This is a genomic window from Neoroseomonas oryzicola (assembly GCF_012163135.1).
Classification (GTDB): Bacteria; Pseudomonadota; Alphaproteobacteria; order Acetobacterales; family Acetobacteraceae; genus Neoroseomonas; species Neoroseomonas oryzicola.
Window position 1 is genome coordinate 1 of the sequence record NZ_JAAVUP010000031.1, and the last position, 6,991, is coordinate 6,991.

Sequence of the window (6,991 nt, forward strand, 5' to 3'; positions counted from 1 at the left end):
ACCACGCTCTCCGGCCTGTCGGTCCGCACGGGCGCGCCGCTCATGTAGACATGCGGGACATGGCGCGTCCGCAGGACGGTCTCGACCGCATGGATCCCGCTGCCGCCGCCCAGGGTCACGTCGACGATCATCAGATCCGGGCTGCACCGCAGCGCTGCCGCCACCGCGCCGTCCTCGGTGGTCTCCGTCGCGCAGACCTCATGACCCATCGCCTGCAGCGTCATGGCGAGCAGCATCCCGATGACGGCGTTGTCCTCCACCACCAGGATACGAAGTGCTCTCATCGATGGCCTCCCCAGGGATCCGCGATGTCGTGCAGCTGGTGCGTCTTGCGGACGTTCACACAACCGCCCATTCGCATCCGCGGCGCGAATGCGCGTCTCATGAGGCAGAGGGTCCACACGACAGTTGTTGCGGCGTGCGCCAGCGACTCAACTCGGCCGCGCGGTCGTCCACATCCCGTATATATGGCGCCGCGAATGCCGACGGCATACCATTATCGGGAGCTTAAGAGCGGAACGATCAAAGGGGCGCATGGATGCATGGAGGAGCGTCCGCCAGCCGCCTGTTATCCTTCGCTTGTTATCCTTCGATCGCACTTATCTTGCCGCGACCGCCGCGTGGCTCGATCCTTCGTGCTCCGGGCCGAGAGGCAGCGCAATGCGCGCCGCGGGCCATGACCCTCAGCGCACTGCTCGGCACACTGCGAGGATGATCTGAAGAAGCCTATCAAGTCGCCGACGACCCGATCACGCCCGCGAACGGCGTCCGCGCCGCGTACGCGGCGGCAGGCACTCGCCGCAGCCCCACCGCCGGCGACCAGGGACGACCTCGTGATCGTCGGCATCGGCGCCTCGGCCGGCGGTCTCGATGCCTGCCGAAGGCTGATCGAAGCCCTGGCGGACGGCAGCAGCATGGCGCTGATCCTCGTCCAGCATCTCGATCCGAACCATGACAGCATGCTGGTGGATCTGCTGGCGACGCATACGACTATGACGGTGCGCCAGGCCGCCGATGGCATGCCGATCGAGCGCGGCCACCTCTACGTGATCCCGCCAGGCGCATACCTGTCCGTCGGCGAGGGCGCCCTGCACCTGACGGAACCTCGGGCGCGCCACGGCGCGCGCCTGCCATTCGACTTCCTGCTGCACTCCTTGGCCGAGGAGATCGGCCACCGCGCCGCCTGCGTGATTCTGTCCGGGACGGGATCCGACGGCAGCCTTGGCCTCAGGGCCGTGAAGGAAAAGGGCGGGCTGGTGATCGCCCAGGACCCGGACGAAGCCGCCTTCGACGGCATGCCGCGCAGCGCGATCGCGACCGGCGCGGTGGATCTCGTGCTGCCGGTCGCGGACATGCCGCAGGCGCTTATGAAGCATCTTCGGCGAGCCGCCTTGGCACCCAATGCCACGGCAAGCCCACCGCCCAGCGGCGACCTGCTTCTGGCGATCGTCGACCTGCTGCGCGAGAGGACGAACCACGATTTCAGGCTCTACAAGCCCGGTACGCTGCGGCGGCGGATCGAACGACGCATGTCGGCGGTGGCCATCGCGACAGCGGACATGCCCCTCTATCTGGAGAAGCTGCGGGGCGACCCCGCCGAGCTCGAACAGCTCGCGAAGGACCTGCTCATCCATGTGACCAGCTTCTTCCGTGATCCGGAGGTCTTCGATCTCCTCGCGGAGACCGTCGTTCCCGAACTGGTCGATGCCGCCGATGCCGGCCGTTCGCTGCGGATATGGGTGCCCGGTTGCAGCACCGGCGAGGAGGCCTATTCCCTCGCCATCCTCTTTCACGAGCGGATCGCCGCGACGCAGCGCGACATCAAGCTGCAGATCTTCGGCTCCGACGTCGATCCTGACGCCATCGCCGCCGCGCGGGACGGACTCTATCCGGTCTCCATCAAGGCGGACGTGACGCCGGAACGTCTCGCCCGCTACTTCACGAGGGAGAGCCAGGGCTACCGCGTCTCATCCGAACTGCGCGCCAGCGTGGTCTTCACGGTGCAGGACGTGCTGACCGATGCGCCCTTCTCGCGGCTCGACATGGTGTCCTGCCGCAATCTTCTCATCTACCTCAGCCCCGAGGCGCAATCGAAGGTCATCTCCCTGTTCCACTTCGCGCTGCGCCATGGCGGCATCCTGCTGCTCGGCGGATCTGAGACGATCGGCAATGCGCCCGGCCGTTTCGAAGTGGTCTCGAAGCCGGGAAGGATCTACCGGCATATCGGGCGCAGCCGGCCCGGCGAGCTCGGCCTCCTCTTCGGCGCCGGCATCATCGATCGCCTCGGCCGGCCGGCGGGCAAGGCGACGAGTCCCGCGCGCAGCAATGCCTATGCCGAGTTGTGCCGGCGGCTCGTGATGGAAGTCTTCGCCCCCGCCGCGGTGCTGATCGACCACAAGCAGGAATGCCTCTACTCGCTCGGCCCGACGGATCGGTACCTGCGCGTGCCGCCAGGAGCGCCGACGCAGGATCTGCTCGCCATGGCGCCGCGCAGCGTGCGCAACAAGCTGCGTGCGGCGATCCAGCGCGCGATCCAGGCGGATACGCGGATCTCCCTGCCAGGCGGGCTGGTCCGGCAGAATGGCGAAACCCTGGCCTTCACCATCGACGTGCAGCCGGTCCTGAGCGAAGGCGAGAGGCTCCTGCTCGTCTGCTTCGTGGAGGAACCGGTACCGGCCAAGGGATCCGGCCGTTCCACCACCCGAGGCGACGTCCCGCACATCGCGGAACTACAGCAGGAGCTCGAGGCGACGCGGACCGAGCTGCAGGGCGCCATCCATAATCTCGAGATCGCCAACGAGGAACAGAAGGCGATCAGCGAGGAGGCCCTTTCCGCGAGCGAGGAGTACCAGTCGACCAACGAGGAGCTGCTGACCTCGAAGGAGGAGCTCCAGTCGCTGAACGAGGAGCTGACCGCGCTCAACACCCAGCTCCAGGAGACGCTCGAACGGCAGCGTACGACGTCGAACGACCTGCAGAACGTCCTCTACAGCACCGACGTCGCCACGCTCTTCCTCGACACGGAGTTGCGGATCCGGTTCTTCACGCCGGCGACCAAGGATCTTGTCAGCGTCATTCCGGGGGACATCGGCCGGCCGCTGGCGGACCTGAACCTGCTCGCGTCCGACGGCGACCTTCTCGCCGACGCACGCAGGGTGCTGCGGACGCGCAAGCCGGTCGAGCGGGAGATCGTGAAGCGCGGATCCACCTGGTATACGCGCCGCATCCTGCCCTACCGCACCCAGGATGACGGCGTCGAAGGCGTGGTCATCACCTTCGCTGACGTCACGGAACGCCGGCTGGCGGCCGAGAAACTGGAGGAGGCGAGGCGCCAGGCGGAATTCGCCAACGGCGTGAAGTCACGCTTCCTCGCGGCGGCCAGCCACGACCTGCGGCAGCCGCTGCAGACGCTGGCGCTTCTCCAGGGCCTCCTGTCGAAGACGGTGGAGGGGCAGAAGGCGCAGAACCTCGTCGCGCGGCTCGGCGAGACGCTGCGCGCCATGTCCGGCATGCTCAACACGCTGCTCGACATCAACCAGATCGAAGCCGGCACCATCCGGCCGCGGATCACGCGGTTTCCCGTCAGCGACCTGCTGGAACGGCTGCGCGCGGAGTTCGCCTACCATGCCGATGCGCAGATGCTCGGCTTCCGCGTCGTGCCGTGCAGCCTGTCGATCGAGAGCGACCCGCAGCTGCTCGAGCAGATCCTGCGCAACCTGGTCTCCAATGCGCTGAAGTACACCCGCCGCGGGAAGGTGCTGCTCGGCTGCCGCCGGCAGGCCGGACGGCTTCGCATCGAGGTGTGGGACACCGGCATCGGCATCCCGGACGGCGAGCGCCAGGCCGTCTTCGAGGAGTACCACCAGCTCGACAACCCCGCGCGCGAGCGTGGCCGCGGGCTTGGCCTCGGCCTCGCGATCGCCCGCCGCATGGCCGAGTTGCTGGGCCACCGCATCAGCGTCCGGTCCTGGCCCGGCAAGGGGTCCGTCTTCGCGATCGAGATCGCGCTGCCATCCTCGGCGCCGGCCGCGCCGCCGGACCAGCAGGCCCCGGTCCGGCCGGACGCGGCGGCCGGACCCGCCGCCCGCAGCGCTGCGATCATGGTCGTGGAGGACGACCCCGACCTGCGCGACGCCTTGAAGATCTTCCTCGAGGATGAAGGCCATCGCGCCGCGGCGGCGCCGGATGGCGTCGTCGTCCTGGAGATGGTGGCGCAGGGGTCGTTCCGGCCGGACCTCGTCCTGGCCGACTACAACCTGCCGAACGGGATGACCGGGGTCGACGTCGTCAAGGCCGTGCGCGAAAGGCTGCGCCGCGAGGTGCCGGCCATCATCCTGACAGGCGACATCTCGACCGGCACGCTGCGCGACATCGCGCTGCCATCCTGCGTACAGTTGCACAAGCCGGTGCAACTCGCGGACCTCGCGCAGAGCATCCAGCGGCTCCTGGCCGGCGCCGACTGACCGGAAGACGCCTCACCGTCCGTAGCCCTCGCGCAGGAGGTCCACGACGGCCAGCGGCTGCGGGCGTGGCACCTGGGCCGCCTGGCGTCGTGCGTAGACCTCATGGAGCAGAACCTCGCCGTCGGCGGCGCGCTTCAGCGTCAGCCGACGGCTGAAATTCTCCGCCGATCCGGGGTGCCGCCCGATCAGGACGATGCCGGATCGCGGCAACCGGTCCACGAGCAGGGCGAGCATGATGTCGGCGGACAGAGGGTCAAGCGCATCCGTCGCATCGCCCAGCACGATCCAGTCCGGCCGCAGCAGCAGGAGCCGTGCAAAGGACAGGCGCTGCAACTCCGCTGCGCTCAGCATGCGGGCCCAATCGGCCGACACATCCAGGCGATCCGCCAGGTGCCCGAGGCCGACGCTGTTGAGCGCGGAACCGAGGTCTGCGTCCTGGTGGCGCAACGGCTGGTCCGAGAAGGCGATGGCCCGCCGCAAGGTCCCCGCGGGCAGGAAGGGCCGGGGGCCGACGGCAATCATGGCCGCATCGGCCGGCAGGTCGACCCGGCCGCGGCCCCAGGGCCAGATGCCGGCCAGCACGCGGAACAGCGCGCTCGCCGCCTCCGGGTCACCATCCACCAGGACGTGCTCGCCGGGCTCCACCGTCAGCGTGAGGTCGGACAGCATGGCGGTGCCGTCCGGTGCCGCGACCCACAAACCCCGGACGCCAAGCTCGGAGGTCGGCGCGCGGTCCAGGTTGATCGCCGTCTCCCCCGTCCGCGCGGCCTCCAGGGTGACGACGCGGATGGCTTCGTCGAGCAACAGGACGCGCTCGACCGAGGCGCGCCATTCGGCGATGCGCGCCAGGTTGTCGACCGGCCAGGACAGCGCCGCCGTGACCTGCTGGAACGCCTGCCCGGACTGCATCAGGCGGCCGAGGGAGAGCGTGCCCTCGAGAAACCGGGGCGTGCCGACCAGGATGGGCAGGACCGCAGCCAACGCCACGTAGCCGGACGAGAAGGCGAGCAGCCGCGCCAGCCCCATGGACTGGTCGTACCAGGATTGCGCGATGGTCTCGAAGGTCGTCCCGAGGCGCTGGCGTTCGAGCGCTTCGCCGCGCGCTATGGCGATCGGCTCCGCGCTCTCGTGCGCGCGAACGAGGCCGAAGCGAAAGTCGGCCTCCTTCGTCTGCCGCGCATCCGTGGCGCGGACGAGAGGCCGTCCCAGGAGGAAGGCGATCATGGCGCCCATGCCGGCATAGCCGAAAGCCAGCGCGACGAGATGTCCCGGCACGCCCAGGCCGAGGATGTGGATCGAGCCCGACAGGGACCACAGGATGCCGACGAAGGTGACCAGCAGGAGGACGCAGTAGAACAGGCTGCTCGCCAGGTCGACGGCGAATTCCGTGGCGATGCGGATGTCCTCGGCGATGCGCCCGTCGGGATTGGCGTGGTCGCCGGGGACGAGGTTTGTCTGGTAGTGCCGCGCATCCTCCATCCAGTCGCCGATGACCCGCGCCGTCAGCCATCGTCGCCAGTCGAGCTGCAGGTGCCGGTGAACGACCATGTGCGCCGTATTCGCCGCCATGCTGCCGAGGATGATCAGCACGAAGATGCCGATCTGCGTCATGGCATGGTCGGTCGAGCGCCGTTCCAGTGCATCGAACAGATCCGCGCTCCAGATGTTGAGCCGGATCGCCAGCGCCACCTGTGCGATGCCGAGCAGGGCGAGCGTTAGTGTCAGCAGACGCGGCCGCCACTGCATCCGCCCTGTCCAATAGGCGCCGGACAGCTTCACGAAGTCGCGGAAGAACCGCTGGGGGTGGCTCGGTCCGGCCGTGCCGCTCATCGACGCCCCCTTCCTGGAGCAGACCATCCGCATGAAACGCCCATTCGGGCCCGATGACATGCGCGCCGTTCGGCCGCCGCGTCACACGACGGTGCCGAAGAGTTTCCCGATGCCTGCCGTGAGCGCCATCGCGAGCGCGCCCCAGAAGGTGACGCGGGCCGTCGCGCGCCGGACATGCGCACCGCCGGCCCGGGCCCCGATCGCGCCCAGGAGGGCGAGGAAGCCCAGCGACGCCGCGGAGACCACCGCGACCAGCACGCCGGGCGGCGAGACCAGCACCATCAGCAACGGCATGGCCGCGCCGACCGCGAAGGTCGCCGCCGACGTCAACGCAGCCTGGACCGGCCGTGCCGTCGTGATCTCGGAGATCCCGAGCTCGTCGCGCGCATGGGCCGTGAGCGCATCCTTCGCCATCAGCTGACGGGCGACCTCCCGCGCGACGACCAGATCGACGCCGCGCCGGGCATAGATCGCGGCGAGCTCCTCGAGCTCTGCCCCGGGATTCTCGCCCAATTCCCAGCGCTCGCGGGCGAGGTCGGCCTGTTCGGTGTCGGATTGCGAACTGACCGAGACGTATTCGCCGGCGGCCATCGACATGGCGCCCGCGACCAGGCCCGCGACGCCGGCGAGCAGGACGTCGTTCTGCGTGGCGGCCGCGGCCGCGACGCCCACGATCAGGCTCGCCGTGGAGACGATGC

At 69.0% G+C, this 6,991-nt stretch carries 4 protein-coding genes; 1 reads left to right on the top strand and 3 read right to left on the bottom strand.

Annotated elements, in window-relative coordinates; genetic code table 11:
- Positions 1-284 (bottom strand): response regulator (locus GWK15_RS25440; protein ID WP_168044405.1); only part of this gene is annotated, 284 nt, incomplete at its 3' end.
- A gap of 549 nt (positions 285-833) precedes the next feature.
- On the opposite strand from GWK15_RS25440, the gene GWK15_RS25445 reads away from it, so the two are divergent.
- Positions 834-4,463, top strand: a complete 3,630-nt coding sequence (locus GWK15_RS25445) for a chemotaxis protein CheB (RefSeq protein ID WP_338147341.1) — start codon at positions 834-836, stop codon at positions 4,461-4,463.
- Between the two features lie 12 nt (positions 4,464-4,475).
- On the opposite strand, the gene GWK15_RS25450 is transcribed toward GWK15_RS25445, so the two are convergent.
- Complete coding sequence (locus GWK15_RS25450; RefSeq protein WP_168044407.1) at positions 4,476-6,293, bottom strand: ABC transporter ATP-binding protein/permease; 1,818 nt, start codon at positions 6,291-6,293, stop codon at positions 4,476-4,478.
- Positions 6,294-6,374: 81 nt separating this feature from the next.
- Positions 6,375-6,991, bottom strand: a 617-nt coding sequence (locus tag GWK15_RS25455) for a VIT1/CCC1 transporter family protein (protein ID WP_168044409.1), incomplete at its 5' end; no start/stop codon positions are given.

Coding starts and splice junctions, on each gene's coding strand:
- GWK15_RS25450 (WP_168044407.1), bottom strand. CDS start 6,293: ATGAGCGGCACGGCCGGACCGAGCCACCCCCAGCGGTTCTTCCGCGAC.